The 26,095-nt window shown below is 68.3% G+C and carries 20 protein-coding genes; 7 read left to right on the top strand and 13 right to left on the bottom strand.

What is annotated here, in order from left to right:
* Positions 1–45 precede the first annotated feature (45 nt).
* Positions 46–1,059 carry a DUF7972 family membrane protein gene (locus BMY29_RS12325; protein ID WP_049991183.1) on the top strand — a complete coding sequence of 338 codons (1,014 nt, stop codon included), beginning with the start codon at positions 46–48 and terminating at the stop codon, positions 1,057–1,059.
* 102 nt (positions 1,060–1,161) lie between these two features.
* A complete protein-coding gene (locus BMY29_RS12330; RefSeq protein WP_049991144.1) occupies positions 1,162–1,602 on the top strand; it encodes a hypothetical protein in 441 nt (146 codons plus the stop codon).
* A gap of 66 nt (positions 1,603–1,668) precedes the next feature.
* On the opposite strand, the gene BMY29_RS12335 is transcribed toward BMY29_RS12330, so the two are convergent.
* The gene (locus BMY29_RS12335) at positions 1,669–2,076 is read right to left on the bottom strand and encodes a CBS domain-containing protein (protein ID WP_049991143.1); all 408 of its coding nucleotides are present in this window, start codon (positions 2,074–2,076) and stop codon (positions 1,669–1,671) included.
* Between the two features lie 118 nt (positions 2,077–2,194).
* Between BMY29_RS12335 and BMY29_RS12340 the strand changes: the two genes are divergently transcribed.
* Positions 2,195–3,862, top strand: a complete 1,668-nt coding sequence (locus tag BMY29_RS12340) for a thiamine pyrophosphate-binding protein (RefSeq protein ID WP_049991142.1) — start codon at positions 2,195–2,197, stop codon at positions 3,860–3,862.
* Between the two features lie 30 nt (positions 3,863–3,892).
* Here the strand turns inward: BMY29_RS12340 and BMY29_RS12345 are convergent, their stop codons facing one another.
* From BMY29_RS12345 to BMY29_RS12365, 5 genes are all read right to left on the bottom strand, one after another.
* Positions 3,893–5,065 carry an MFS transporter gene (locus BMY29_RS12345; protein WP_049991141.1) on the bottom strand — a complete coding sequence of 391 codons (1,173 nt, stop codon included), beginning with the start codon at positions 5,063–5,065 and terminating at the stop codon, positions 3,893–3,895.
* A 108-nt stretch (positions 5,066–5,173) separates the two neighbouring features.
* Positions 5,174–7,750, bottom strand: a complete 2,577-nt coding sequence (gene folP, locus BMY29_RS12350; protein ID WP_049991140.1) for a dihydropteroate synthase — start codon at positions 7,748–7,750, stop codon at positions 5,174–5,176.
* A 226-nt stretch (positions 7,751–7,976) separates the two neighbouring features.
* Positions 7,977–8,939 (bottom strand): transcription initiation factor IIB, encoded by a 963-nt coding sequence (locus BMY29_RS12355; RefSeq protein ID WP_049991139.1) that lies wholly within the window; start codon positions 8,937–8,939, stop codon positions 7,977–7,979.
* Positions 8,940–9,096: 157 nt separating this feature from the next.
* On the bottom strand, positions 9,097–9,333 hold the full coding sequence (locus tag BMY29_RS12360) for a DUF8015 family protein (protein WP_049991138.1): 237 nt from the start codon (positions 9,331–9,333) through the stop codon (positions 9,097–9,099).
* Between the two features lie 162 nt (positions 9,334–9,495).
* The gene (locus BMY29_RS12365) at positions 9,496–10,287 is read right to left on the bottom strand and encodes an ABC transporter ATP-binding protein (protein WP_049991137.1); all 792 of its coding nucleotides are present in this window, start codon (positions 10,285–10,287) and stop codon (positions 9,496–9,498) included.
* Positions 10,288–10,501: 214 nt separating this feature from the next.
* Between BMY29_RS12365 and BMY29_RS12370 the strand changes: the two genes are divergently transcribed.
* Positions 10,502–12,169 carry a hypothetical protein gene (locus tag BMY29_RS12370; RefSeq protein WP_049991136.1) on the top strand — a complete coding sequence of 556 codons (1,668 nt, stop codon included), beginning with the start codon at positions 10,502–10,504 and terminating at the stop codon, positions 12,167–12,169.
* Between the two features lie 31 nt (positions 12,170–12,200).
* On the opposite strand, the gene BMY29_RS12375 is transcribed toward BMY29_RS12370, so the two are convergent.
* Complete coding sequence (locus tag BMY29_RS12375) at positions 12,201–13,328, bottom strand: WD40/YVTN/BNR-like repeat-containing protein (RefSeq protein WP_049991182.1); 1,128 nt, start codon at positions 13,326–13,328, stop codon at positions 12,201–12,203.
* A gap of 248 nt (positions 13,329–13,576) precedes the next feature.
* Between BMY29_RS12375 and BMY29_RS12380 the strand changes: the two genes are divergently transcribed.
* A complete protein-coding gene (locus BMY29_RS12380; protein ID WP_049991135.1) occupies positions 13,577–14,953 on the top strand; it encodes a S8 family peptidase in 1,377 nt (458 codons plus the stop codon).
* A gap of 79 nt (positions 14,954–15,032) precedes the next feature.
* Here the strand turns inward: BMY29_RS12380 and carB are convergent, their stop codons facing one another.
* Entirely contained in the window at positions 15,033–18,209 is a 3,177-nt protein-coding gene (gene carB / locus BMY29_RS12385) for a carbamoyl-phosphate synthase large subunit (RefSeq protein ID WP_049991134.1), read from the bottom strand.
* Between the two features lie 245 nt (positions 18,210–18,454).
* Here carB and BMY29_RS12390 point away from each other — a divergent pair, with 245 nt between their 5' ends.
* Both BMY29_RS12390 and BMY29_RS12395 read left to right on the top strand, forming a co-directional pair.
* The gene (locus tag BMY29_RS12390; RefSeq protein WP_049991133.1) at positions 18,455–20,878 is read left to right on the top strand and encodes a PAS domain S-box protein; all 2,424 of its coding nucleotides are present in this window, start codon (positions 18,455–18,457) and stop codon (positions 20,876–20,878) included.
* 74 nt (positions 20,879–20,952) lie between these two features.
* Positions 20,953–21,528, top strand: a complete 576-nt coding sequence (locus tag BMY29_RS12395) for a hypothetical protein (RefSeq protein ID WP_049991132.1) — start codon at positions 20,953–20,955, stop codon at positions 21,526–21,528.
* Here BMY29_RS12395 and BMY29_RS12400 read toward each other — a convergent pair.
* From BMY29_RS12400 to BMY29_RS12420, 5 genes are all read right to left on the bottom strand, one after another.
* The gene (locus tag BMY29_RS12400; RefSeq protein ID WP_049991131.1) at positions 21,525–22,061 is read right to left on the bottom strand and encodes a DUF5815 family protein; all 537 of its coding nucleotides are present in this window, start codon (positions 22,059–22,061) and stop codon (positions 21,525–21,527) included. The genes BMY29_RS12395 and BMY29_RS12400 overlap by 4 nt on opposite strands.
* Before the next feature lie 60 nt (positions 22,062–22,121).
* Complete coding sequence (locus tag BMY29_RS12405; protein WP_049991130.1) at positions 22,122–22,532, bottom strand: DUF7124 domain-containing protein; 411 nt, start codon at positions 22,530–22,532, stop codon at positions 22,122–22,124.
* Positions 22,533–22,610: 78 nt separating this feature from the next.
* Positions 22,611–22,838 carry a DUF7979 domain-containing protein gene (locus tag BMY29_RS12410; RefSeq protein ID WP_049991129.1) on the bottom strand — a complete coding sequence of 76 codons (228 nt, stop codon included), beginning with the start codon at positions 22,836–22,838 and terminating at the stop codon, positions 22,611–22,613.
* Between the two features lie 279 nt (positions 22,839–23,117).
* A complete protein-coding gene (locus BMY29_RS12415) occupies positions 23,118–24,824 on the bottom strand; it encodes a GMC family oxidoreductase N-terminal domain-containing protein (protein ID WP_049991128.1) in 1,707 nt (568 codons plus the stop codon).
* Positions 24,821–25,921, bottom strand: a complete 1,101-nt coding sequence (locus BMY29_RS12420) for a hypothetical protein (protein WP_049991127.1) — start codon at positions 25,919–25,921, stop codon at positions 24,821–24,823. Before BMY29_RS12420 ends, BMY29_RS12415 begins: the two co-directional genes overlap by 4 nt.
* Positions 25,922–26,095: the final 174 nt, after the last annotated feature.

Consider the following 26,095-nt stretch of genomic DNA (forward strand, 5'->3'; position numbering starts at 1 on the left):
GGCACCACGCGCGCTCTTTTCACCGCTGACGTCGTCCCCGCCGATATGAGCGCACGCGACCGGGCGCTCTCCACCACCGCGGACGGCGAGGAGAGCCAACTGACCTACGAAGCGATCACGGAGTCGCCGCTCAAACGATGGCTGTTGCTCGATGGACATCGCGTCGCGATCGCCGGCCTCCTGACGCTCGGGCTGTACGCCGCCGTCGTCGCGCTGTACGTCGCTGGCCTGTTCCCGATCGGGAACGCGGGCACCGTGACGACGCTCTACGGCTCGCTCGTCGGCGGAACGCTCCCGTTCATCACGATCGTCCTGGCGATCAACCAGCTGGTGCTCTCTCAGGAACTGGGCTGGACGCCCGAGCTGCGGAGTCGGTTCGAGGGGATGATCGAGTTCCAGCGGGACGTCGAGGATCTGACCGAGTCCGGCGTTAGCCCGTCGTCGCCGGCGGCCTTCCTGGACGTGATCGTCGCGGCGACCGCCGACCGCGCCGAGCGACTCCCGGACGCGCTCGCGTCCGACGCCGGGGACGAAAAGCGGCGGGAGATCGAGCGGTTCGTCGCGGCGCTGGAATCGGACGGCGAGACGGTCTCGGACGCGCTCGAAGACGCCGAGTTCGGCACGTTCGAGGCGCTGTCGGCCGTGCTGGGCCACCACCAGGGCAACTACTACCACGCGGCGCGGACCTTCCGCGAGGAGTGGGACGACGCCTTCGACGAGCTGACCCCGCTCGAGGAACTGATCGAGCTGTTGGGCTTTCTCGCCATCGCCAGGCAGACGTTCAAGACGCTGTACGTCCAGCACGAGCTCGCCGTCCTCTCGCGGATGCTGCTGTACGTCGGCTTCCCGACGCTGGTCGGCGGCGGGCTGCTCCTGGTCTCCTATCCGACGATCGCCGCGACCGTCTCGAGTTCGACCCTGCTGCTCGCGATCGCCGCCGGCGGCGTCGTGCTCGTGTTCCTGCCGTTCATGGTCCTGCTGAGCTACGCGCTCCGGATCGCGACGATCGCCGCACGCACGGCCGACTTCGGGCCGTTCGTCCCGCGGGCCTCGAATTGACATCGCGGCGAGACGGCCGGGAGATCGGACCCGAGGACCGGCCGATCACTCACGTCGCGGACCGGGAGTACAGCCAAGGGGACCGCCGGTGAACCGTTTCATATGCCAAACGATAGCACGTCCGCGGAGGAATCAGAGCGGGATCCGACGGACTCGTTCGACCTCGAGCGCTCCGAGCGGGTCCGCGTCGGCGTCACGCGCGGCGAGCGGAGCCTCGAACTGGGGCCGCCGCGGGACTTCCCCGACCGGGCCGACGTCGCGGTCCGACCGAAATCGGACGAAGCGGACGAAGGTGACGGTGAGAACGGCGAGGACGACGCGGCGGACAAGGGCGGGGCTCGCCTGGTCCTCAGTATCGACGCGATGGCCGGCGACCACGGCAGGGGCTACGTCGACGCGGAACTGACGCCAAGGGAGGCCCGTGCGCTCCGCGATCGGCTCGACGAGACGGTCCGCTGGATGATCGGCTCCGACGCCGAATGCGACTCCGATCGAGACGTCGGCAGCAGTGGCGGTGCCGGCCGCACCGATCGTCGAGACTAACGAGTCGACTCGAAACGGACGGTGCGGACAGCGCGACGGGCGAACCGTCGACCGCTCCGCGGCGGCTTATGTCTCCGGGCTGGGCGACTCGACGCGCGAGATGTAGCCGGCCAGATCCGAGGTCGTGACCATGCCGATGACGCCCTCGTCCTCGTCGATCACGGGGAGGTGGTGGAAGCCGTGTTCGATCATCACGTCCGCCGCGTCGCGGATGCCGTCCTGTGCCGCGGTCGTGACGACGTTCGTGGTCATGTACGTCGAGACCGGCGTCTGATCTTTCGGCTTCCGTTCGGCGACGATCCGAACGAAGTCCGTCGTCGTCAGAATCCCCTCGAGCTGGTTGTCCTCGTCGACGACGATCACCGAGCCGACCCCGTTGTCGAGCATCGTCTGCGCGGCGTCCTCGACGAGCGCGTCCGGCGCGACCGTGTGCAGCGACGTCGACATGACGCGAGCGACGAAAATATCCTCCATACGGGACAATACACGTTAAACATTATAATGGTTGTCGACCACCCCCATCGGAACCGGCCGGGTGCGCCCAGTGCGAGCGGCGCGAGCCACTAAGTGCCTGGTTTCCGAGACTCGCGGTATGGAGATCAGCCGCGCGGTCGTCGAGCGACTGACGGCCAACGGGATCGACACCGTCTTCGGCATCCCGGGCAAGCAGACGCTCCCGCTGAACGAGGCGATCGGCACGCGAGACGACGTCCGGTACGTGATGGCCCGCCACGAGACCGCCGTCACCCACCAGGCGTGGGGCTACGCGGAGACCAGCGGGCGGCCCGCCGCGACGGTCGTCGTCCCCGGTCCCGGCGATATGAACGCGATGAACGGGCTGAAGAACGCGTCCAACGACTGCACCCCGCTGATCCACATCGCCGTCGAGACCGAGCCTGAACTCCGCGGCGGCGGGGGAATCCACGAGACGCCGCCCGACACGTACGACAACGTCGTCAAAACGAACCGGCTCGTCGAGCACCCCGAGAGCACGGCGGCCGTCCTCGAGGAGGCGATCGCGGTCGCCGAGACACCGCCGAAGGGGTCCGTCCGCGTCGGAATCCCGAAGAACTTCCTGTCGATGGACGTCCCGCTTGCGACGCCGGCGGAGTACGGTCGGGGGTCGGTTTCGGGGGTCGCCGACCGCGACGTCGCGGCCGGCGCCGAGCTCCTGGCCGCCGCCGACGACCCGGTGATCGTCGCCGGTGGCGGCGTCCGCAGCGCGGACGCGAGCGACGACCTCCGCCAGGTCGCCGACCGACTCGGCGCTCCCGTCGTCGCGACCTACAAGGGGAAGGGCGTCCTCCCCGACGGCCCGGGCGGCTACGTCGCCGGAACGCTGTCGGGGAGCGCGTCCCCGGAACTGCTCGCCCTCCTCGCCGACGCCGACGCGGCGCTGGCCGTCGGCACGGACTTCGACGCGGTCGCGACCCGCGCCTGGTCGGTCGAGATTCCGGACCGACTCGTCCACGTCACGCTCGATCCCGACGACCTCGGAAACGGGTACGATCCGGCCGTCGGGATCGTGGCGGACGCCGGCGCCGCGCTCTCGGCGCTCGACGGAGCGCTCGCCGACCGCGGACTGACGGTCGGCGATGGTGGCGGAGACGGAGACACGGGTGCCATCGAGCGCGCGGGAGCGATCCGCCGGGCTACCAGCGATCGGCTCGCGGACCTGCGCACGTCGTCCCCGCCGATCACCTCGGTCAGCGCGCTCGAGGCGATCCGAGAGGCGGTGCCCGCGGACGCGATCGCGACGGCCGACGCCGGCGGCTCCCGCGTGTGGGCGCTCAACGCCTTCGACGCCGCCGGCCCGCGGTCGTACGTCAACCCGGGCTCGTGGGCGACGATGGGCTCGAGCCTGCCGTCGGCGATCGGTGCACAGCTCGCGAACCCGGACGACGACGTCGTCGTCCTGGTCGGCGACGGCGGGCTCATGATGTGCGTCCACGAGCTCCACACGGCCGTCGCCGAGGACCTGCCGCTGACCGTCGTCGTCTTCGTCAACGAGGACTACGCGCTCATCAGCGACGAGGCCGACCGGAGCTACGACCTCGACGCGGGCGAGTACGACTGGACGAACGCGCCGATCGATTTCGCGGGCCTGGCCGACAGCCTCGGGCTGCGGACGAAGCGCGCGGAGACGCCGGCCGAGATCCGATCGACTCTCGCGGACGCGGTCGACGCGGACGAAGCGGTCCTCGTCGAGGTCCCCACGGACCCGACCGAGCCCCAGGCCGGCGAGTGGATGCGCGAGTAGGGCGGCGAGTCACTCGGATCTCGGCCGCTCTCAGTACCCCAGCGAGAGCGCGTTGTTCACGAGGATCGCGCTCAGCCCGAGTGCCATGATCGCCGAGAGGGTCCCGAACGCGACCGTCCAGCCGAAGGCGTCTGCGGCCGTCCCGACCGCAACGCTGCCGGTCGCGCCGAGGATCATATAGGCGGTCCGGACGAGCCCGAAGCCGAGCCCCCGCTCGGCCGTCGACAGGACGTCGACCACCCGCGACTGCAGCGGCGCGCCCCAGGTCATCGCGACCCCGACGCAGGCGACGCCGGCGACCGCCGTCGCCAGGCCGTCGCCGGCGATCAGAACTGCGAACCCGACCAGGCCGGCCGTCATCGTGACCGCGGCGGCGGCGTCCCGCGAGTAGCGATCGGACAGCGCGCCGACCACCGGCTGGACGCCGCCGTTGACCAGAAAGTACAGCGAGAACAGCAGCCCCGCGGTCGTCCGCGAGAGGCCGTAGCCGAGCTCGAGGAACGCGGGGAGGAACGAGGCCGTCGCCTGCCAGGTGAACGCGCCCATGGCGCACAGCGCGGTCGTGTACGCGACAGTCGGGCGCGTCAGCACGCCGGCCAGGCGGTCGGCGTCGACCTGATCGCGGATCGGCTGCTCGGGACGGCGGGGCTCCGTCGGTCGAATTTGGGTGAAAAAGACGGCGACGATGGGGATCGCGACCGCCGCGCCGACGGCGACGGCGGCTCGCCAGCCGTACCGATTCCCGGCCACGGCCGCGAGCACCGGCGCGGCGAACCCGGCCAGGGGCGCGCCGGAGACGTGGACGCCGATCGCCCGGCCCGTGCGGTCGAACAGCCGGGTGAGCAGCGTCGTCGCGACGCTGTAGTGGAGGCCGGCCGCCGCGCCGAGGGTGATCGCGAACAGCAGGAAGGTGACGTACGACGGCGACAGCGCCAGCAGCGCGCTCGCGACCGCCGTGCCGCCGATTGCGGTCACGATGATCCGGCGCTCGCCGAACCGGTCGCCGAGCAGCCCGCTGGGAAACTGCGAGAGCGCGTAGGCGGCCCACATTCCCGATAGCGCCAGACCGACGACGCCGGTACTGACGCCGAACGCGTCGACGACGTCGGGGACGACCGGACTGATGACCAGGCGGGCGGTGACGGTTGCGAAAAAGGCCAGCGTACACAGCGCGAGGACCGTATCCCTGTACGACCAGTTCACTCGGGGAGCGTTGGTCGAGCGCCGGAAAGTCGGTTTCGATAGCGGAAGTAATCGGTAGCAGGAGAGACACGCGCGCAAACGGCACAGCGCCGTCGCCGCCGCCGTCGGTTACGAGTCCCAGTCGAACCGTTCGGGGTCGCGCGCCGCCAGGGCCGTCCGAACCGCGGCGACGTTCTCGTCGGCGTCGTGGACGCGAATCAGGTCGGCCCCGCGGTCGGCCGCCAGGGCGGTGGCCGCGACGGTCGGCTGGAGTCGCTCGCCGGCCTCGTGACCGACCTTAGCGAACATGGACTTGCGGGAGTGACCGAAGAGGACCGGGCAGCCCAGCGCGTGGAACTCGTCGATCCGGTCGAGGATCTCGAAGTTCTCGGCGGCGGATTTGCCGAAGCCGATGCCAGGGTCGACGATGATCTGCTCGCGGTCGAGGCCGGCCTTCTCGGCCAACAGCACGCGCTCGGAGAGCTGGTCGATCACGTCCGCGACGACGTCGTCGTAGTCGATATCGCGGTCGGGGACGACCGGCGCGTCGATGCTGTGCATCACGACCAGGCCCGCGTCGTGCTCGGCGGCGACGAAGCGCATCTCGGGGTCCTCGAGCCCGGTCACGTCGTTGATGATGTCCGCGCCGGCCGCCAGCGCGGCGTCGGCGACGGCGGCCCGGCGGGTGTCGACCGAGATCAGGGCGTCGAGGTCGGCGATCCGCTCGACCAGGGGGACGACTCGGTCGAGTTCCTCCTCGACCGGGACGGGGTCGGCGCCCGGACGGGTGGACTCCCCGCCCACGTCGATCACGTCGACGTCCGCCTCGATCAGTTCCTCGGCGCGGGTCACGGCGTCCTCCAGCGCGTCGTACCGGCCGCCGTCGTGGAAGCTGTCGGGCGTGACGTTCAGGATGCCCATCACGGCCGTCCGGTCGGTCCAGGGGTACTCGGATTCGGTCGCGTCGCCCGTCGTTCCCGCGGCCGAGCCGGAGTAGCCGAGACTCGGCTTCGCCGGCGACGGCTCGCCGTCCGTCTCGTCCCCCGATTCGTCGCCGTTCCCGGCGTCGAGTTCGAGCGTCTCCCGCAGCGCTCGGGCCACGTCGGCCAGGCCGTGGGGCCGAGCGCGGGTCTCGAGGGTCTCGACGAGCGACTCGAACTGGGCGAGCGTGCCCATCAACACGGCGTCGACGACCTCGTCGTCCCGGTCCAGTCCGGAGAGGGCGCACTCGCCGCCCAGGCGCAGCAGTTCCTCCTTGAGGACGGTCGCCTGGCGGTCCCGGAGCGCCGTCCGGACGACCCGGTGGACGGCGTCGCCGTCCAGGCGCTCGACGTCGCCGGGCGCGACGTTGGCGCCTTCGAGCGCGTCGCGGGCGTCGGCGAGGTCGCGGACGCGTTTGGGCACGTCGGTGCGGGTCCACCGCGAGCGGGCCTCCGCGACGGCGAACAGCGAGCCGGTGACGAGCACGCAGTCGTCGCCGTCGGCGTCCTCGAGCGCGGCCGCGAGGGCGTCCTGTACCGCGTCCTCGGTGCGGACCGCGCCGGCGCCGGCGTCGTCGAACGCCGCCGCGAGGACGTCGCGGTCCTCGGCGCGGTCGAGGTTCGGCTCGGCCGTCACGACGGCGTCGGGGGTCGGGAGCGCGGCGACCATCTCGCGGTGGTCCTTGTCGTGCATCGCGCCGAAGACGAGGTGCAGGTCGTCGTAGTCGTAGGTCGCGAGCGTCTCCGCGAGCCGTTCGCAGGCACCCGGGTTGTGCGCGCCGTCCAAGACGACCAGCGGCTCGGTGTCCATCACCTCGAACCGGCCTGGCCAGTGGGCGCTGCGCAGTCCCCGTTCGAGAGTCGCGTCCGAAATGTCGTCGACCTGCCGGGCGAGAACGGCGGCGATGCCGGCGTTGATCGCCTGGTGTTCCCCCAAAAGCGGGATGCGGGTCTCGAGGTCCCAGTCGTCGGCGTCGATCGAGACGGCGGCCTCGGTGTGGTTCGTCCGGCCCTCGTAGGTGACTCGAACGTCGGGGTTCGTTCCGTCGTCGGACTCGTCGGCTCCGTCGAGGTCCGTCCCGACGGTCACGACGTCGCCGGCCACGTCGCGGACCGCCTCGAGCGGTTCGCCGGTGACGGCGGTCACGAGCGGCGCGTCGTCGGGGGCGACGTGGGCCTTGTCGCGGGCGATCTCCGACTCGGTGTCGCCGAGGATGCCCGTATGTTCTAACGTGACACTGGTGACGGTACTCGCGATCGGATCGACGACGCTCGTGGCGTCGTACTTACCGCCGATGCCGACCTCGAGGACGGCGACGTCGACGTCCTCGCGGCCGAACTGCCACAGCGCCAGGCCGGTCATCGTCTCGAAAAAGGTCGGCGACTCGCCGTCGGCGGCGCGCTCCGTGATGTACTCGCGAACCCGTTCGACGTACTCGGAGACGGCCGATTGAGGAATCTTCCGGCCGTCGACGCGGACCCGTTCGCGGAGGTCCTCGAGGTGGGGCGAGGTGTAGAGGCCGACGGAGTAGCCGGCCTCCCGCAGGGTTCGCTCGAGCATTCGAGCCGTACTCCCTTTCCCGTTGGAGCCGGCGATCTGGACGAAGTCGACGTCCGCGTGTGGGTTCCCGAGGTGAGCCAGCAGCCGGGCCGTCGACGCCGTGCCCGGCTTCGGGCGGAACCGCCGCAGATCGAAGAGGAAGTCCGCCGCCTCGTGATACTCCATGTCCAACCAGAGAGCCCCGTCGTTTTAGTGTATTCTGATCCCAGCCATCCGCTCCGCTCCACCGGCCGTTGGCTCCGATTCCTCGATCGTCAGCGGTCGTCCGGCCTAGCACGTTCGGAGGACAGACTGGGCCGAACGCGAACCGTTCCGGAAGGGCTCCGGCGCGGCGTCCTCGCTCTCCGAGTCGCTCGAGAAACGCTGGGCTGGTCCCCGTCCTAACAGTACCCTACTGGATACCCATCGCCTCGATCTGTTCCTGATACCGGTTGCGGATGGTGACCTCGGTGACCTGAGCGACGTCCGCGACTTCGCGTTGCGTTTTCTTTTCGTTACAGAGCAACGAGGCGGCGTAGATCGCGGCGGCGGCGTACCCCGTCGGGGACTTCCCGGACAGGAGCCCCTTCTCCGTGGTGACCTGAATGATCTCTCTGGTCTTCGCCTCGACCTCCTCGCTCAGATCGAGGTCGGAACAGAACCGCGGGACGTACTCCTGCGGATCGACCGGCTTCATGTCCAGTCCGAGGCTCTGGGAGACGTACCGGTACGTTCGACCGATCTCTTTCCGTTCGACCCGCGACACTTCGGCGACCTCTTCGAGGCTCCGCGGGATCCCCTCCTGGCGACAGGCGGCGTAGAGGCAACTCGTGGCGACGCCCTCGATCGATCGTCCGCGGATCAGGTCCTCGGAGAGCGCGCGCCGATAGATCACCGACGCAACCTCGCGGACCGAGCGCGGAATGCCGAGCGCGCTCGCCATCCGATCGATCTCGCTGAGCGCGGACTGGAGGTTCCGTTCGCCGGCGTCTTTCGTCCGGATGCGCTCTTGCCACTTCCTGAGTCGGCGCATCTGACTGCGTTTGTCGGCGGACAGCGACCGGCCGTAGGCGTCCTTGTTCTTCCAGTCGATTTGGGTCGTGAGCCCCTTGTCGTGCATCGCCTGGGTAGTCGGGGCACCGACGCGGGACTTGTTCTGTCGTTCGGAGTGGTTGAACGCGCGCCACTCCGGCCCGTGGTCGATGTTCGTTCCCTCGACGACCAGGCCGCAGTCCTCGCACACGAGTTCACCGCGGTCACCGCTCTTGACGAGCGTCTCCGTTCCGCATTCCGTGCACACCCGATCACCCTCCGATTCCTGCTCTTTCTGGGTCGATTCGGTTTCGCGCGTTCGCTGGCGGGTGAGCTTATCCATTACGTATTTCTAACGCCGCACAGGCTTAAGGGCCCTGATACCTCAGAATATTGATTATACGTAAGACGGTGAACCTAACGCACATATCGATTTCGTGCAGCGCCTGGTGGCTGAATCGATCGCCTCGATCACCTTCGATCGCAGACGGCGAATCCGCTCACGCGCTCTGCAGTCCCGGCGGTCGGAAGAACAACCCGTCGAGCAGCGCGGGGAGGGCGATGGCGACGCCGCCGAGCACGGCGGTCTCGAAGGAGAGATCGAAGAGGGTGGCGACACAAAGCGCGATCAGGAACGCCAGCGGAATCGCGCCGAGCAAGCAATCGTACCGATCGATCGTCGACACGAAGTCGGCGAGTCGGGAGCGCCAGCGATCAGCGATATCTCTCTGTACCATCGTTTCTCACCTCCAGTACGCCATTACGACGGCCGCGCACTAAAAACTGAGGGAAACGAACGTCACAAATCGATCCTCAGAACCCCTCCGGGTATTTCGTCGCGTTTCCGTGGGGCCGATCCCTGACTCACCGACACCTCGACGCGGCGACGTTCGACCGACTCACTCGGCGGGTCGCTCCGCCGCCAGGCCGTCCTCGCGACTCTCCCCCGGTTCGCGGGTGATCTCGAGGAAGGCGTCCTCCAGACTGCGGGCGTCGCCGGTCTCGACGCGAGACGTCAGCGTCTCGGGATCGCCCTCGGCGACGAGTTCGCCGTCGTGGAGGACGCCGATCCGGTCGGCGAGATCGTCGACGACGGGGAGGATGTGCGTCGAGAGGAAGATCGTCATCTCCCGATCGGCGAGGTCGGCGATGGTGTTTCGCATCGTCCGCGCGGCGCGGGGATCGAGCCCGCTGGTCGGTTCGTCGAGGAAGGCGACGGCTGGCTCGTGGAGAACGGCCTGAATGACGCCGACCTTCTGGCGCATCCCCTTCGAGTAGTCCTCGATGCGCTTGTCGGCGTCGTCGAGCAGGTCGAACCGCTGGAGTAGCGAGTCGATGCGCTCGTCGGCCTCGGCCTCGGGGACGTCCCGCAGTCCGGCGGCGTACTCGAGCTGTTCGCGGCCGGTGAGTTCGTCGTAGACCGGCGGCTCCTCGGGGAGGTAACCGATGTGCGGGGTGACCGATTCCCGGTCGTCGATCGAGCGGCCGGCGACGCGGGCCGTTCCCGAAGTCGGCGTCGTGAGCGACGTCAGCATCCGCATCGTGGTCGTCTTGCCCGCCCCGTTGGGGCCGAGAAAGCCGTAGACCGTCCCTCGCTCGACGGCCATCGTCACCTCCGAGACGGCGGTCGTCTCGCCGTAGCGTTTCGTCAGACCGTCAGTCTCGATAGCGGGGGCGTCGGCAGGGCACATACGATTCCTTCTCGTCGAATATAATTAAAGGTGCGTCATCTCTTGCAGCAGGTTACCCCGGTTTGCAATCCCGCCCGTCACCGGGCGAATCGGGCCGATCGACCGAATTAGGGGGAGTGACAGAAATGCAAAGGGTTTACTGCCAGCGCGATGCGGTTCCGACCATGCGTTTCGCCCTCCCCCGTTCGTCACGACCCGCGCGAGGTGATCGCTGATGGCGGTCGCGTCGGCGACCGTCGCGACGCTGGAACTTCGCCGGACGATTCGAGCGGTCGCCGGTAACCGAACGAGACTGCTCATGATGGTGGCCGTCGCCCTGTTCGCGCTCGGGCCGATCACGGCCGTCGGCGTGCTCCTCCTCCCGACGCTCGGCGAGGAGGTCGCCGCCGGAGCGATCAGTGCGGACGCCGCCGCGACGGTCACCGAGTACGTCACCGGCGGCGTCGCGGTCGTGTGGCTGTTCCTCGTCTTCATGGTCGTCACGCGGACGATCACGACCGTCGCGGACGTCGACGAACCGGCCTTCCTGCTGCTGTCGACGTCGACCCGGAACGCCGTCGTCGGCGTCGTCGCCGCCGAGGCCGCGCTCTTCGCGATCTTTCTGCTCCCGGTCACGGTCGTGCTCGCCGTCGCGTTCGCGTCCGGTGCGGGCACGGCGCTCCCGGTGCTCGTCGCCCCGCTGCTGGTCGTCCTCCTGCTCGTGACCGCCGTCCCCGTCGGCTTCCTCGTCGGCGTCTGGGCCCGCCATCTGCTCACCGTCTACGAACCGATCGCCCGGTACCGAACGCTGCTGTTCGCCGCGTTCTGGATCGCCTACTTCGGCGCGATCACGACCGGCGGGTTCGATACGGTCATGAGCGCGCTGTTCACCCAACTGCAGGCCAGTCCGCTCGGCTGGCCGGGTCACCTGCTCGCACTCGGCATCCCCGGCTTCAAGCCGTCGACGACCGGTATCGCGGGCGCGCTCGCCGGTTCGGCGCTCGTCGCGGGGGGCGCGCTGGCCGCGGCCGTTCCGTCCGCGCAGCGCCACTGGTTCGCCGACCCGGCCCGAACAGGGGACGACGAAATCGCCGACGAGACGTTCTCTGACCGGCTCGCCGGCCTCCTCTCCGGGACGGGAACGGTCTCCCGGCCGGTCCGCACGGTGACGGTGACCGCGATCCGCCGGACGAAGCGCGCGCCGATCCGCCTGGCCTACGTCGGCTACCCGCTGCTCGGAGCGCTCGGCTTTATCCAGCAGGTCGTCGAGATGGGGACGATCCCGCCGTTTCTGTCCGCCCTGCTCTGTCTGTACGTTGCCTGGGCGGCCGGCGCGCTGTTCACGCTCAACCCGCTGGGCGACCTCGGGCCGGCGCTGCCCGCCGTCGTAACCTCGACGCTCACCGGTCGCCAGGCGATCCGCGGGCGCGTTCTCGCCGGCGCGCTCGTCGGCGTCCCGCTCGCGCTCGTCGTCTCGTCGCTCGTCGGCGTCGTCAGCCCGCTCTCGCTCGAGCGGACTCCCGTCCTGATCGCCGCCACCGCCGTCGGCGCGGTCGCGGCGCCGGCCCTGGCGACCGGCATCGGCTCGGCGTTCCCGCGCTTCGGCAGCGTCAACGTCACCAACAACCGCGAGGCGGTGATGCCGAGCAAGACGGCCTTCGTCGTCTACACGCTCGCGATCGCGCTCCCCGCAATCGCCGCCACCGTCCTCTATCTCGACGCGCCGGACGCGATCGCCGGAATCGTCGCGGCCGTCTCCGCGGGGACGCCAGGCCCCGAAGTGACGGTCCCCGTCCGCGGGATCACCGTCGCGGCCTGGACGGTTCTCGTGGCCGGCCTGATCGCCCCGCTGGTCTCCTACCGGTACGCGGTCGAGCGGTTCGACTGGTACGCATTGGAGTGAAGAGCGCGGGTCCGCGCTGACGGCGGCGGGGCTACCGCTCCCCCGGCGCGACCCACTCTCCGTCGACGTAGCGCTCGACCGATAGCGGCTCCACACCGGAGACGACCGCTGAAGGCGATGCGAGGTCGGTCGCCGTCGCGTTCGTCTCGTTCCCGTCGTCCGCGTCGGCGGCCCCGACTCGGCGTTCGAGGATCGTCCCGCCGTCGCCGACCGCGACGTCGTACGTCGACCCGCTCGCGACGCCGTGCAGTTTCGTTTCGACCGACGTTTCGTATCGGCGCCACTGGCCCGCGGACTGTCGTTCGTACAGCGTCCCGCCGTCGCCGGCCGCGAGGCCGTCGTCCCCGTCGCGGTCGATCGCGCGGACGGCCCGGCGATCGCCGTCGACGACGTGGGGCGTCCAGCGGAACCCGTCGTAGCGGTAGACGATCCCGGAGCCGGCGGCGACGTTCACGTCCCGATCCCCCTGACTCGCGATATCGAAAAACGCGCCGCCTGCGAAGTCGATGCCGATCTGCTCCCAGGTCTCTCCGCCGTCGGCCGTCGCCGCGACGAACTGGCTCGTGCTGCAAACGTGCCCCGCTTCCCGAGCGTGATAGTCGATGCCAGGAATCGTCGATCCGCCGCCGGGCTCGGTCACCTCCGCGTACCGGATCGCGCCGTCGTCCTGTCGGACGCCGACGAGGAGTTCGCCGGAGCCGTTGACGAAGTAGAGGCGCTCGTTCTCGCCCGCGGCCCCGCGCACGGCGCAGTCCTCCCAGGTGCTCGTCTTCCCCTGCGGCGCGGAGTAGTTCGTCAACGTCTGGCTCTCGACGTCGTACTCGCCGATGACGCCGCTCCCGCCGACGAACCAGACCGCCCGCCCGTCGTCGGTGGCGTCGATCCCGGTCAGGCGGCGGCTCCGGGCCTGCGGGCCGTAGGCGACGACGGTCTGCCAGCCGTCGTCCCGCCTGGCGAGGACGTTGCCGTCGGCGCCGACCGCGAACGGCCCCGCGGCGGTATCGACGGCGTCGGCGAGCGCTTTCCCGGTCGGAGACTCGGCTTGCTCCCACTCGTCGTCGTCCGATTGGACGGCCGCCGCCGAACCGACGGCGAGGACGCTGCCGGCCGCGGATGCTGTCGCGAGTCGAAGGACGTCGCGTCGTGTGTGGTCGGACATCGCGACCCGGAGTACCGGCTGGACGAACAAAAGGAGGGACGGTATTATAGCCGACTATACCGTCTCTACCGCCGATATACTCGATCTCACGTCGGTCGATTGCTTCGGGGGTCGGGGCCGTCGGCCTGGTCCGCGCTCGTCCACTCGTCACCGTTCCTGTACTCCGTCGGTTCTCTCTCCGAATCACGCTTCGAGAACGTGAGGAAAGGTTATAGCCGATGGAATGGTAGCGGGTCGTGATCCTCACAATGAGTGGTGTTATCAATCGACGGACGTTACTTCGGAGTATCGGTGCGGGAAGTGTTACGCTTACGTTCGCGGGGCTCGCGAGCGCGGACGGCGAGACGAGATATCTCGTCCGAACCGGAGACGAGGGCGCGGAACGACGGCTCCGCCGGCGCGAATTCGCCGTCGAACACCGGCTCGCCGACGGTGCGGTGCTCGTCGTGACCGGACCGGACGACGCGGTCGACGAACTCGAGGGAATCGCCGGCGTCTCGAGCGCTGCGCCGGACTTCGCGTTCGAACTCGAGGCGCCGGAACTGTCGGAGCCTGCCCGCGTCGACCCGGATAGCGGGAACGGAAACGCGAACGAGAACAGCAACGGACCAGGCGATTCGAACGGGTCCGGTTCCGAAACCGAGGACGGAGCGGACGACGAGCCGGCGCTGTTCGACGGCCAGTGGGACAAACGCGTCACGGAAGCGCGGTCGGCCCACGAGCGGGCGACCGGCGAGGGACGCCGGCTCGCGATCGTCGACACCGGCGTCGATCACACCCATCAGGACCTGGGCAACGTAAACGAGGACGAGAGCGTGACGATATTCGACGGAGAGGTGACTCCTCACACCGGTGACGTCCACTACCACGGGACCCACGTCGCCGGCATCGCGGCGGCGACCGGCGCGGTCGGCGTCCTCGGTACGGCCCCGGACGCGGAGATCGTCTCGGTCCGGGTGTTCGCCGTCGAGGACGGCGACCTCGTGGCCTACTTCGGTGACATCCTCCTCGCGATGGCGTACGCCGCGGCCGTCGACGCCGATGCGGCGAACGCGAGCATCGGCACGGCACCGATCCCGCCGCAGGGCAACGCCGAGCAGTACCGCCGCATCATGGAACCGGTCGTACAGAGCGTTACGGCGGCGGGGACGCTGCTCGTCGGCAGCGCCGGCAACGACGACGCAAACCTCCAGCAGGGCGGCCGCTTCACCCTGCCGAACAGCCTAGCCGGCGTGACGAGCGTCAGCGCGACCGGGCCGAACGACGAGCGGACGTTTTACTCGAACTACGGCACCAACGAAATCGACGTCGGCGCGCCAGGCGGCGGCTACGAGACGGCGGCGAAAACCGGAAGCGAGGACGAGAACGAAGTCGAGCGGCCGTACCCGACGAATCTCGTGCTTTCGACGGTCCCCGGCGACGGGTACGACTGGCTGGCCGGGACGTCGATGGCGGCCCCGCAGGTCACCGGAACCGCGGCGCTCGTCCGCGAACGCCGGCCGGACGCGCCGGCGAACCGAGTGGAGCGAGCTATCGCGGCCGGGGCCGACCTGGTCGACGGCGGCGGCGATCCCGATCTGGGCGCCGGTCGGCTCAACGCGAACGACGCGCTGGACGGGGTGTGAGAAAGTAAGGACGTGAAATAGCGATAGAATATCGGCCGGAGCGATCGGTGCGGCCGGCGCAACCGGAAGCGAGCGGGGCTTACTCCGCGTCGCCCCACTCGGCCTGCTCACGCGGCCGGTCGGTCACGGCTGCAACCTCGAGTTCGCCCTCGAAGCTCTCGAGGGCCTCGAGGTAGGCTTCGGCGCTTGCTTCGGTCGAGAGGTACGGGATCTCCTCCTCGACGGCCATCTCCAGGGAGTCGCGGTCGCGGCTGACGACGAAGTCGATCTTCCCCTCGCGGATGGCCTGCGGGACGTCGTCGAAGGTCTCGACGTCGAAGTGGTCGCCGAAGCCGTCGATATCGAGGTCGACGACGGCGGTGCCCTCGCCGACGGCGTTGCCGGCGGCCTGCTGGGCCTTCCAGTAGGCGGTGCCGAAGTCGCTGGCCGTCCCCATCACTTCGCCCGTGGACTTCATCTCGGGGCCGAGACGCGGGTCCGAACCCGGCAGGCGGTCGAACGGCAGGACGACCTCCTTGATCGAGGTGTGATCGGGGATCTGCTCCTCGGCCTCGAGACTGGTCAGGGTCTCGCCGGCCATGACCTGCGCGGCGAGCTTGGCGATCGGGACGCCGGTCGCCTTCGAGACGAACGGGACGGTCCGCGAGGAGCGCGGGTTGGCTTCCAGAACGTACACTTCACCGTCGCGGACGGCAAGCTGGACGTTCAGCAGCCCCTTCGTCTTCAGCGCCTCGGCGATGTCCTCGGTGACCTCGCGGACGCGCTCTACGGTGTCCTCGGCGAGCGAGCGCGGCGGGATCATGCAGGCGGAGTCGCCGGAGTGGATGCCCGCGCTCTCGACGTGTTCCATGATGCCGCCGATGAGCACGTCGCGGCCGTCGGCGACAGCGTCGACGTCGAGTTCGACCGCGTCCTCGAGGAAGTCGTCCACCAGGATCGGTTTATCCGGACTCACGCGGACGGCCTCCTCAATGTAGGTCTCCAGTTCCTCGTCGTCGTAGACGACGTCCATCGCGCGACCGCCGAGCACGTAGGACGGGCGCACGAGGACGGGGTAGCCGATGTCGTGGGCCAGCTGCAGGGCCTCCTCCTTCGAGACGGCCGTACCCCCGTCGGGCTGGGAGATACCCAGTTCGTCCATGAGGGCGTTGAAGCGGTCGCGGTCCTCGGCCAAGTCCATCGCCTCGACGGAGGTGCCCATGATCTCGCAGTCGAGTCCGCGGCGCTCGAGTTCGTCCTCGAGCGGTTCGCCGATGTTGACGGAGGTCTGGCCGCCGAACTGGACCATCACGCCGTCGGCCCCGGTGGCTTCCGCCACGTCCGCGACCTCCTCGGCCGTGATCGGCTCGAAGAACAGCCCGTCGGAAGTGTCGTAGTCGGTCGAGACCGTCTCGGGGTTGTTGTTGACGACGTGAGCGTCGATCCCGAGTTCGCGCAGCGCGCGGACCGCGTGGACCGAACAGTAGTCGAACTCGACGCCCTGGCCGATGCGGATCGGACCGCCGCCGACGACGATCACACTCTCGACGTCGGGGTCGACCTCGAGCTCGCCCGCGGCGGCCTGGCCCTCGTAGGGGCCGGTTTCGAACTCGTTCTGGCGCGCGGAGTAGTAGTACGGCGTCTCGGCCTCGAACTCGCCGGCGCAGGTGTCGACCTGCTTGTAGGTGCGGCCGGGCACCTCCTGCTCGACGGTGTCGACGTCCGCGCCCGCGGTCGCGGCGATCGTCGCGTTGGTGTGGCCGGCGATGGCGGCCTCCGTGAAGTCGCCCTCCTGTGCAGCGCGGGTCGACTCGGCGATGCGCTGGTAGCGCTCGGTGTACCACTCGAAGATGCCTGTCAGCTCGACGACCTCGTCGACGGTATAGCCGCGCTCGAAGGCCTCGAACATCGCGTACGGACGGTCCGGCGACGGGCGCTCTAAGTACCGCTCCTCGAGTTCCTCGTCGCTGACCTCGTTCCAGACGACGTCGGGCTCGTACTCCGAGGAGCGAAGCGCCTTGAGCAGCGACTCCTCGAAGCTGCGGCCGATAGCCATCGCCTCGCCGGTCGACTTCATCGCCGTCGTCAGCTCGAAGTCGACGTCGTCGAACTTGTCCTTGGGCCAGCGCGGGACCTTCGTAACCACATAGTCGATCGCGGGCTCGAACGCCGCGGTCGTCTCGCCGGTGATCTCGTTTTCGATCTCGTGGAGGCGCTTGCCGAGCGCGACCTTCGCGGTCACGCGGGCGATCGGATAGCCCGTCGCCTTCGAGGCGAGCGCGGAGGAGCGGGAGACCCGCGGATTGACCTCGACGACGCGGTACTCGCCGCCAGGCGTGCCGTCGTCGCGCCAGGCGAACTGAATGTTACAGCCGCCCTGGATGCCGAGTTCGCGGATGACATCAAGCGCCGCGGTGCGCATCTCCTGGTGGCCCTCGTCAGGGACGATCTGGGAGGGCGTGACGACCGTCGACTCCCCGGTGTGGATGCCCATGGGGTCGATGTTCTCCATGTTGCAGATGATGATACAGGAGTCGTCGGCGTCGCGCATGACCTCGTACTCGTACTCGACCCAGCCGGCGATGGACTCGGTGATGAGGACCTCGCTGTTCCGGGAGAGGCGCAGCCCCTTACGGACGCGCTCGAGGAGTTCGTCCATCTCCTCGACGACGCCCGATCCGCTCCCGCCCAGCGTGTAGGTGGTACGGGCGATGACCGGGAGGCCGCCGACCTCCTCGACGGCCGCCGCGACGCGCTCGCGCAGGTCGTCCTCGGTCAGTTCGGTGACCGACTCGTCCTCCTCGAGCGAGATCGTGGTCGATCCGGGGACCGGTTGGTCGATCTTCTCCATGCGCTGGCGGAAGAGGTCGCGGTCCTCCGTCGCGTAGATCGTGTCCAGCGGCGTCCCCATGATGTCGACGTCGTACTCATCGAGGACGCCCTCCTCGGCGAGTTCGGCGGTGACGTTCAGTCCCGTCTGGCCGCCCAGGCCGGCGATGACCCCGTCGGGGTTCTCCGCCCGGATGATCTCGGCGATGGCGTCGGTCGTGATCGGCTCGATGTAGACCTCGTCGGCCATCTCCGGATCGGTCATGATCGTCGCAGGGTTCGAGTTCACGAGGACGACTCGGGCGCCTTCCTCCTGCAGCGCCCGGCAGGCCTGGGCGCCGGAGTAGTCGAATTCGGCGGCCTGGCCGATCTGGATCGGGCCGCTCCCGATCAGCAGGATCGTGCGTCCGTCCCCCGTCTCGCCGTCTGCGGCGGTGTCCGTACTCATTTGTCTTGTCGGATCGGAGTTCGCACATCGTAATAAGCCCCACGATACAATACGATTCTCGAAACGGTTTTTCGAATTTCGAACCCGATCGCGAATCCCGACGGTTCGGCGGCGATCTCGACGGTGTCGTTACCGATCGTGGACCGCGGGTGAGAATACCATTCGCTAGCGTCGCTCGGTCGCTCTCATGGGTGAAACGGCCACATTCCTTATGGTACCACTCACCGACTGTTGAAAGAGATCCGATGCCTGCGCCCGGTCCTTCTCGATTACGACGATCTCTTCGCATCGTCGTCCTCGATCCCGATCCCGACGATCGCCACCGGACCGCCGACGCGCTCGAATCGACGGCCGACGCGATCGCGGTCGATCCCGTCGCGACGCCGACTGCCCTCCGCGACGCGCTCGCGGAGACGGCTGCGCTTTCGGGCGAGCGCACGTGTGTCGTCACCGAACGCCGACTCGGGGAGACGGACGCGCTGTCGCTGATCGACTGCGTCCGGACGGCCGACGGCGATGCCGACGCCACCACCGGCGGCGCGACCACGGACGTCCCGTTCGTCCTCTACACCGCCGACGGCGACGAACTGCTCGCGAGCGACGCCGTCGCCGCCGGCTTCGACGGGTACGTGCCGAAGGGCCGGGACGATTCGATCGATCGCCTGGTCGACCAGGTCCGTCGGGCCGTTGCCGGGATGGAGACGGGATCAGACCCGGGGAACGGCCCGAAGCGGGATCCGGAGCTAGAGCCGGGGGCAGCGCTGACATCGCGACGCCACGACGGCTCGCCGGAAAACCGGTCTCCATCGGACCGTCCATCCCGACCCGAGTCCGATCGGTTCCGCGCGCTATTCGAGAACGCTCCCGACGCGGTCGCGATCATAGCCCGCGATGACGAGGACCGGATCGTTGACGTCAATCCGGCCTTCGAGAAGCGGTTCGGCTACGATCGCTCGGCGCTCTCGGGAACCGACCTCGAGGAGTGGCTCGTCCCCGAGGACGCCGCGGCGATCGATGTCTACGACGAAGTTGGTCTCGATGATACCGTCACGACGGTCGTCGAACGCCTGACGGCCGACGGGCCGACGGAGTTTCTCCTGCGCGCCTTCGCGATCGACGCCGGCGACGAGATCCGCGAGTACGCGATCTACACGGATATCACCGAGCAGCGACGCCACGAACGCGATCTCAAGCGGTATCGCACGCTCGTCGAGACGGTCGGCGACTCGATGTGCGTGATCGATCCGACGGGCCGGATCGCGATGGCCAATACCGCGATGGCGGCGGCGCTCGGCGAACCCCGCGAGGCACTCGTCGGCGCGCGAGTCACCGAGTACATCCCCGAGTCGGATTTCGAACGGGGGAAGACCGTCATCCACCGGGCACTGCGGGCCGACGATCCGTCGGGCCGGACCATCGAGTTCACCGTCGAACCAGCCCACGGCGAGCCCTACACCGCCGAAGGGAACGTCGCACCGCTACTGGATGCCGACGGCTCGATCGACGGGAGCGTCTGCGTGCTCCGCGACATCAGCGATCGGAAGGCGCGCGAGCAACGCATCCGGCGGCTTCACGAGGGCACCAGGCGACTGATGGCCGCAGAGCGAACCGACGCGGTCGCCCGCGTCGCCAGCGAGGTCGCCCGCGACGCGCTCAATCTCGCGATCAACGCGGTGCACCTGTACGACGCGGACGCCGACGCGCTTGTGCCCGTCGCGGCGACCGACCGCACCGAGGACCTGTTCGGCGAGGTCCCCGCGATCGAACGCGGCGGCGGCCTCGCCTGGGACGCCTACGAGGCCGGCGAACCCATCGCCCGCGGGGACGTGCGCCGCGATCCGAACGTGCAGAACCCGGATACGCTGATCCGCAGCGAGGCCCACCTCCCGATCGGCGACGAGGGGATATTTATCGCCAGTTCGACCGAACTGAACGACTTCGACGAGGAGGCCCTCGCGCTCGCGAAGATCCTCGTTGCGAATCTCGAAGCCGCGCTCGAACGCGCCCGCCGCGAGGACGAACTCGCCGCCCGCACCGCCGAACTCGAGCGACAAAACGACCGTCTCGACGCCTTCGCCGGCACAGTTTCCCACGACCTCCGGAATCCGCTCACGCTCGCGGCGGGCCACCTCGAGAACCTCGAAACCCACGTCGACGCGGAGGGCGAGCGCTACCGCGAGGAGATCGGCTGGGCGCTCGACCGCATGGACACCCTCATCGAGAACGTCCTCGCGCTCGCGCGCAGCGGCCAGCGCCTGACGACCACCGAGGCGGTCGCCCTCGACGACGTGATCGACCGGGCCCGCCGGACCGTCGACCCAGATCTCGACGTCGTTCTGGACGGGTCGCTGCCGACGGTCGAGGGCGACCCGGATCGCCTGCTCGTCCTCTTCGAGAACGTCTTCCGCAACGCCCGCGAGCACGTCGGCGACGACGTGACGATCACGATCGCGGCTACCGACGACGGGTTTGCGATCGCCGACGACGGCCCCGGCGTCGACCCGAACGAGCGGGAGGCCATTCTCGAATCGGGCTACAGTACCAACCCGGAGGGGACCGGCTTCGGCCTGGCGATCGTCTCGGAGGTCGTCGAGGCCCACGGCTGGTCGATCGCTGTCGGCGAGAGCGAAGCTGGCGGACTGCGATTCGATATCTCGCTTGCGGCGTGAGGGCCGAGGCACGATCGGATACCGCTGACCTGTCACAGAAACAGCTATTTACTCCGGCGACAACGTAGCGGCCGATGCCCGCCACCAGGCGCGCGCTGCTCAGGACCGCGGGGACCCTCCTTCCGGCGGTCGGACTCGCCGGCTGCACGTTCACGTCGGGCCCCGATACCCGCTCCGCGGAGTACCTCCAACTGAAAGCCGTCACGGTGTCGTGGCGCCGCGACGGTCGATCGTACGAAGATCAACTTTTCAAACTCCTGTCCGACGGCGAGAGCGAGATACGGGGCGACGTCGCGAGCGAGTATGCGGAGTTGACCTCACCTCCGACCGAGATCACTGTCTCCGAGGATGTCCACGACGAACTAGAGCGAGCGTTCGAGACCGTTCGGTACGGCGTCGGCTTCTGTGGCGACGAGTTCGGGACGGGCGACGGACACGGCTGCCTGAACACCGGTATCTCACGGGCCGATTTCAACCGCGTACAGTTCGGCGACCGCGCCGAGGTGACGGTCGTCGATAACGCCTTTCGGATCGAATCCGTCGAGGAGGGCGATCGAGCGGCCGTTCGCGAGTGGGGAACCGACGTCCGAGAATACGACTGGACCGAGCGTCACTCGGGACGCGGCCGAGACGTGAGTTTAGCGGACTAGATCGCCTGGTCGTGTTCGCTCTCGAACTCGCGCTGTCGGCGGTACTGCTCGACGAACTCGCCGACGTCGAACTCGAGCATCTGTGACTCGAACTCGGTCACGGCGGTGTCGTCCTCGGCGTGACTGATCGCGTGTTCCATGAGTTCGACGACCAGTTCGACGACGATCTCGTGGAGCCGCCGGGAGTCGAAGTCGGTGACCCACAGCATCGCGTAGCCGACGGCGCCGTCGCCGCTGGCGTCGTAGACGACGACCTGGTCGGGGAACTCCTCCAGAACGACGCCCATGAGGTGGGGCGTGCCGAACTCGCCGAACTCGTCGTCGGTGTCGATCGTCTCCTGGAGGATGGCGACGAGCGACTCGGGGAAAAAGCGCGATGGCGGGTGGACGTCGGTCACGACGGCGTGGACGTCCCCGCAGGAACAGGCGTACTCGCGCATCCCCAGGTCGATCTCGTGGGGGTCGACGGTCTCCCCGCAGGGAAGCTCGAGCTCGTCGCCGCCGCCGGAACCCGGAACGCGGGGTGCTGCCATTGCTCGGTCTTCGGACGGCGCGGGCATAAGGGCGACGACTCGGCGGAAACCGCGGGTCGCTTACGGCCAGTCGTCGCGAACCGCCTGCTCGTCCTCGTCTTCGTCGTCGGCAGTGGTCGCGAGGATCCAGTCGGCCGCGTCAGCGGCGTCTTCGACGGCGAGGTACTCCCAGCCGACCTCGTCGGCCAGCTGCTCGTCTTCCTCGTCGGCGCCGATGTAGACGTAGCGTCCGGTGTCGAACTGGTCTTTCACGCCTTCGAGACTCTCCGCTTTGCCCCGCGGGCCGGAGAAGAAGTCCTGTCGGATGCGGTTCTTCCGCGTGAAGTTCGTCACGACGTAGGTCGGCTTCTCGGAGACGACGCCGATGTACTCGGTCCAGCCTCTGGCGTCCTCGAACACGCGCTCGGGCGAGGCGAGTTCTTTCAGCGCCTCGAGTTCGAAGGCCAGAGTCATGTCGCTGTCGCCGTTCATGCGTCATCGAAGGCGTGCACGCGGGAAAACGACTTCGATACTCCCGACGCGCCGGGAACAGAGAGACGGCACACTGACTCAGACGCGTTCGACGCGGTAGTAATCCGTGAAAACGACGACCGTCCCGTCCTCGAGTTCGGGGTCGTCGAGACCGGCGATCGGCGCTCTGGAATCGATCGCTTCGTAGAACCGCTGCAGAGTGTCGTCGCTCAGTTCGTCGATATGACGGACCGTATCGGCCGCGTGAACGTCGTCGTCGACCTCGCGGACGCGGAGCAGTCGGGAAGCAGTGTCACTCTTAGACATGGTATGCTAGGGCACACGACCCACACCGACTTAATATTCGTGTACCGAGAATCGTTTACCGGCCCCTGTACGAGACGATCGTCCAGTAAATATCGACGAAAGCCGACGGATCGGTTTCTCACCCGCCAGCTCTCACGTTCGTCGAATCAGATCGACGTCCCAGAAACCAGCAATACTGGCCGCACCGCAGTCCGATCCGCGGCCGCCTGCCGGACGAGCGCCCCGTCGAGTCCGTCCGATACGCGAACGGCGCGATAACAGGCGACGGGACCGGCGCAGTTACCGAGTGAAGTAGCGGTCGTAGATCGCGTCCGCGGTGCGAAGCGCCAGCGCCTGGCCGGTATGGGTCGGGTTCTGTCCGCCCAGAGCGTTCGGAATCGCGCTGTGGTCGCCGACGAACAGCCGGTCGACGTCGTAGGCCTCGCCGCCCTCGTCGATGACCTTCCCCATCGACATCGTGCTGTGGATGTGGATGAGATACGGCGGCATGTTCGTCCGGTGGACGGAGTCGGCGCCGGCGGCGCGCAAGAGTTCGGCGCCCGTCCGGGCGAGCGTCTCGCGTTTCGCGTAGTCGGCCTCGCTAGGCTGCCACTCGACCTTCGCGAGCTTGCCGTTCTCGTCTTCGTCGTCGGCTAGGCGCACGCCGTTGCGCTGAAGCGGCTCATCGTCGATGCTCAGTAGGAGCGTGACCGTCCGCCGGTAGTCAGCCATCTTGTCTTTCAACTCCGCGCCGACGAGCTGACCGTGGGTGTCCCAGGGTTCGCCCTCGGTATCGTTGTCCGCGGCCAGGCCGGCCGCGCTCGTGCCGAGCAGCGTCCCGTGCAGCGCCGGCGTGTTGCCGACGACGCCGATGATTCCCTCGTCGAGTTCGACGCGGCCGCCCCACGGCTGTCCGACGTGGGGGTCGACCGTCCGCTCGCCGATCAGGTCCTCGAGCGCGTCGGGGTCGAAGACGCCGTGGACGGCGTCGAACCAGTGGTGGGTCAGCCCCTTGCCGACCCAGCCGTTGTCCGGTAGGCCCGAGTTGAGCCAGAGCCGCGGCGTCTGCAGCGAGCCGGCGGCCATGACGACGACGTGGGCGTCCATGCTGCCGGTCTGGCCGGACCAGGTGTCCCGGAAGTCGACGCCCGTCGCGGCGCCGTTTTCGGTCCGGACGTTGGTCACGAAGGTGTTGGGTCGGATCGTCACGTTTCCGGTGTCTAAGGCCTCCGGGACCCAACTCACGTTACTGGACTTCCGGGCCTTCTCGCGGACGGGTGCGCCCTTCGGCGTCGACGCCCCCCGGTAGCTGTCGTTGGCCAGAGTGTCGCCCTCGACCTCGGGATAGGTGAACGGGCCGTCGTAGTCCTCGTCTTCGAGCGCCTCGTCGGGCTGCGAGATGAGACTCGGCGTCGGCCGGTAGCTCGGCAGGTCGTCGCCGGTGACGTTGAGCCCGTCGTTCAGTTCGAGGCCGAGCCGTTCGGCGCCCGCGTACAGCACCGCTTCCTTCGTGGCCGTCGCGCCGGGTCCGAAGTCGAACTTCGCCTCGATGAGCCGGTAGTACGGCACCAGGTCGCCGTAGTCGATCGGCCAGGCGTCGCTGTCGTTGACTGACGGCACCGTCGTCCGCGGATGGTTCGCGTAGTAGTGGAGCGTCGTCCCGCCGACGCCGCTAACCTGGTTGACCGTGAGTTCGCCGCCGGTCTCGTGGTCCCACGAGCCCTGCGTGCGGTCGGCGGGACCGAAGCGGAGTTTCCCGGCCGTCGAGTTGTTCATGTCCTCCTCGAGGCCGTTGAACTGCCGGTCGAGGAGGTCGCCGCTGAGATCGTCCGGGTCGGAACTCTCGGTCGCGCCGGGATCCTCGTGAGGCCGCGGCCACTTCTCGTTGCCGTGCCACGGACCCGCTTCGATGAGCTGTACGTCCAGTCCGTACGCGCCGAGCTGCCACGCGAGCGCGGGGCCGTCGCCGCCTGCACCGATTACGATAACGTCGGAGTTCGTCGTCATTGGTTGTCCTCCCAGTCGTTTTCGTCGAACGATTCGATCGGATAGCCGCGGAATCCGGCGTAGCCGTCGGCCGGTCCGGGGTAGCCCGTCTGCCGATGGCCCTGGACCGTTCCCGCGGCGCGGTCAAGTTCGCGGTCGGCCATCGCTGCGGTTCCGTTTTCGTACCCCGACCACTCGGAGTAGTAGCCGTACGCGGTCAGGCTCAAGATCGATCCCGAGAGCTTCTTCGCCAGAATCGGCTCGGGCAGGATCTCGTCGGCGATCGTCGCCAGCGCGTCAGACGAGTCGACCGCGAACAGCAGACACTGAACCCGGTCGATCGGCGCGAGGAACGTGAAAAAGCCGCCACCGGTGAATTCCTCGCGCGGGCGGACGGCGTTCCGGTTCCCCTCGCCGAGCACGAAGACGAGCGCGTACAGGTCCAGCACCGTCGCGTGCAGCGTCGCCAGCGGCAACTCCGACTGCTTGACCGTCGTCTCCTCGATCGTCCCGTCGCGCGAAGCCGTCTCGACGGTCAGGACCGCGTCTCCGTTCCCGGCGACGTGCAACTCGAGTCCCGCTAGCGACCCGAAAACGTCGGAGCGAGACAGTCCCAGATCCGACTCGGCCGAGAAGTCGAGTTCCCGTTCGAGCCCCGCGACCAGGCGTCCGAGGCCGTTCTCGTCGGCCGGCAAGTCGACGCGGACTGACTCTCGTGCAACTCGGCCGGCGTTCTTCCCGTTTCCGCGGTTCTTCCCGGGCGCACCGTCGCGCTGGTGGGACAGCCCCGTCCCGTGTTCGACGTTCCAGACGAGATACTCCTCGAGATCGACGTCGACCGCACCGGGTTCCTGAACGCCGTCGCGATCCGGCGTGCGCGGCACGATCGCGTCGACGATCGACCGATAGGTCTGTCGCGTGTGGCCGTCGACCTCGATCTCGACGTCGGCGCCCGTCGCCGCCAGGCCGGGCAGCGAGAGCCCGGCGATCCCGGCCGCGCCGGCCGCCCCCGCCATCAGCGAGCGCCGCGAGACCGCGAGGAACTCGCTCGAGCCGTCGGCCGACCGTTCGATCTCGTGATTCGATACCTCTCGTTCGAATAGTTCGTTTTCTGTCATCTACTGCAGCCGCTTCCGTTCGCATTTCCCGCATGCTATACCCCCGTCCCAAATTTTGTCACTCTTCTCCGCTGGTCGTCCCCACCCCGTTCGGCGTTGCTACTTCACGTTTCGAACGGGGTAGTATAACGTTTATTGCCGTAATCGTCGGCTGTTCAAGTAATCGTTTCAGTA

It is taken from the genome of Natrinema salifodinae (assembly GCF_900110455.1).
Taxonomy (GTDB): Archaea; Halobacteriota; Halobacteria; order Halobacteriales; family Natrialbaceae; genus Natrinema; species Natrinema salifodinae.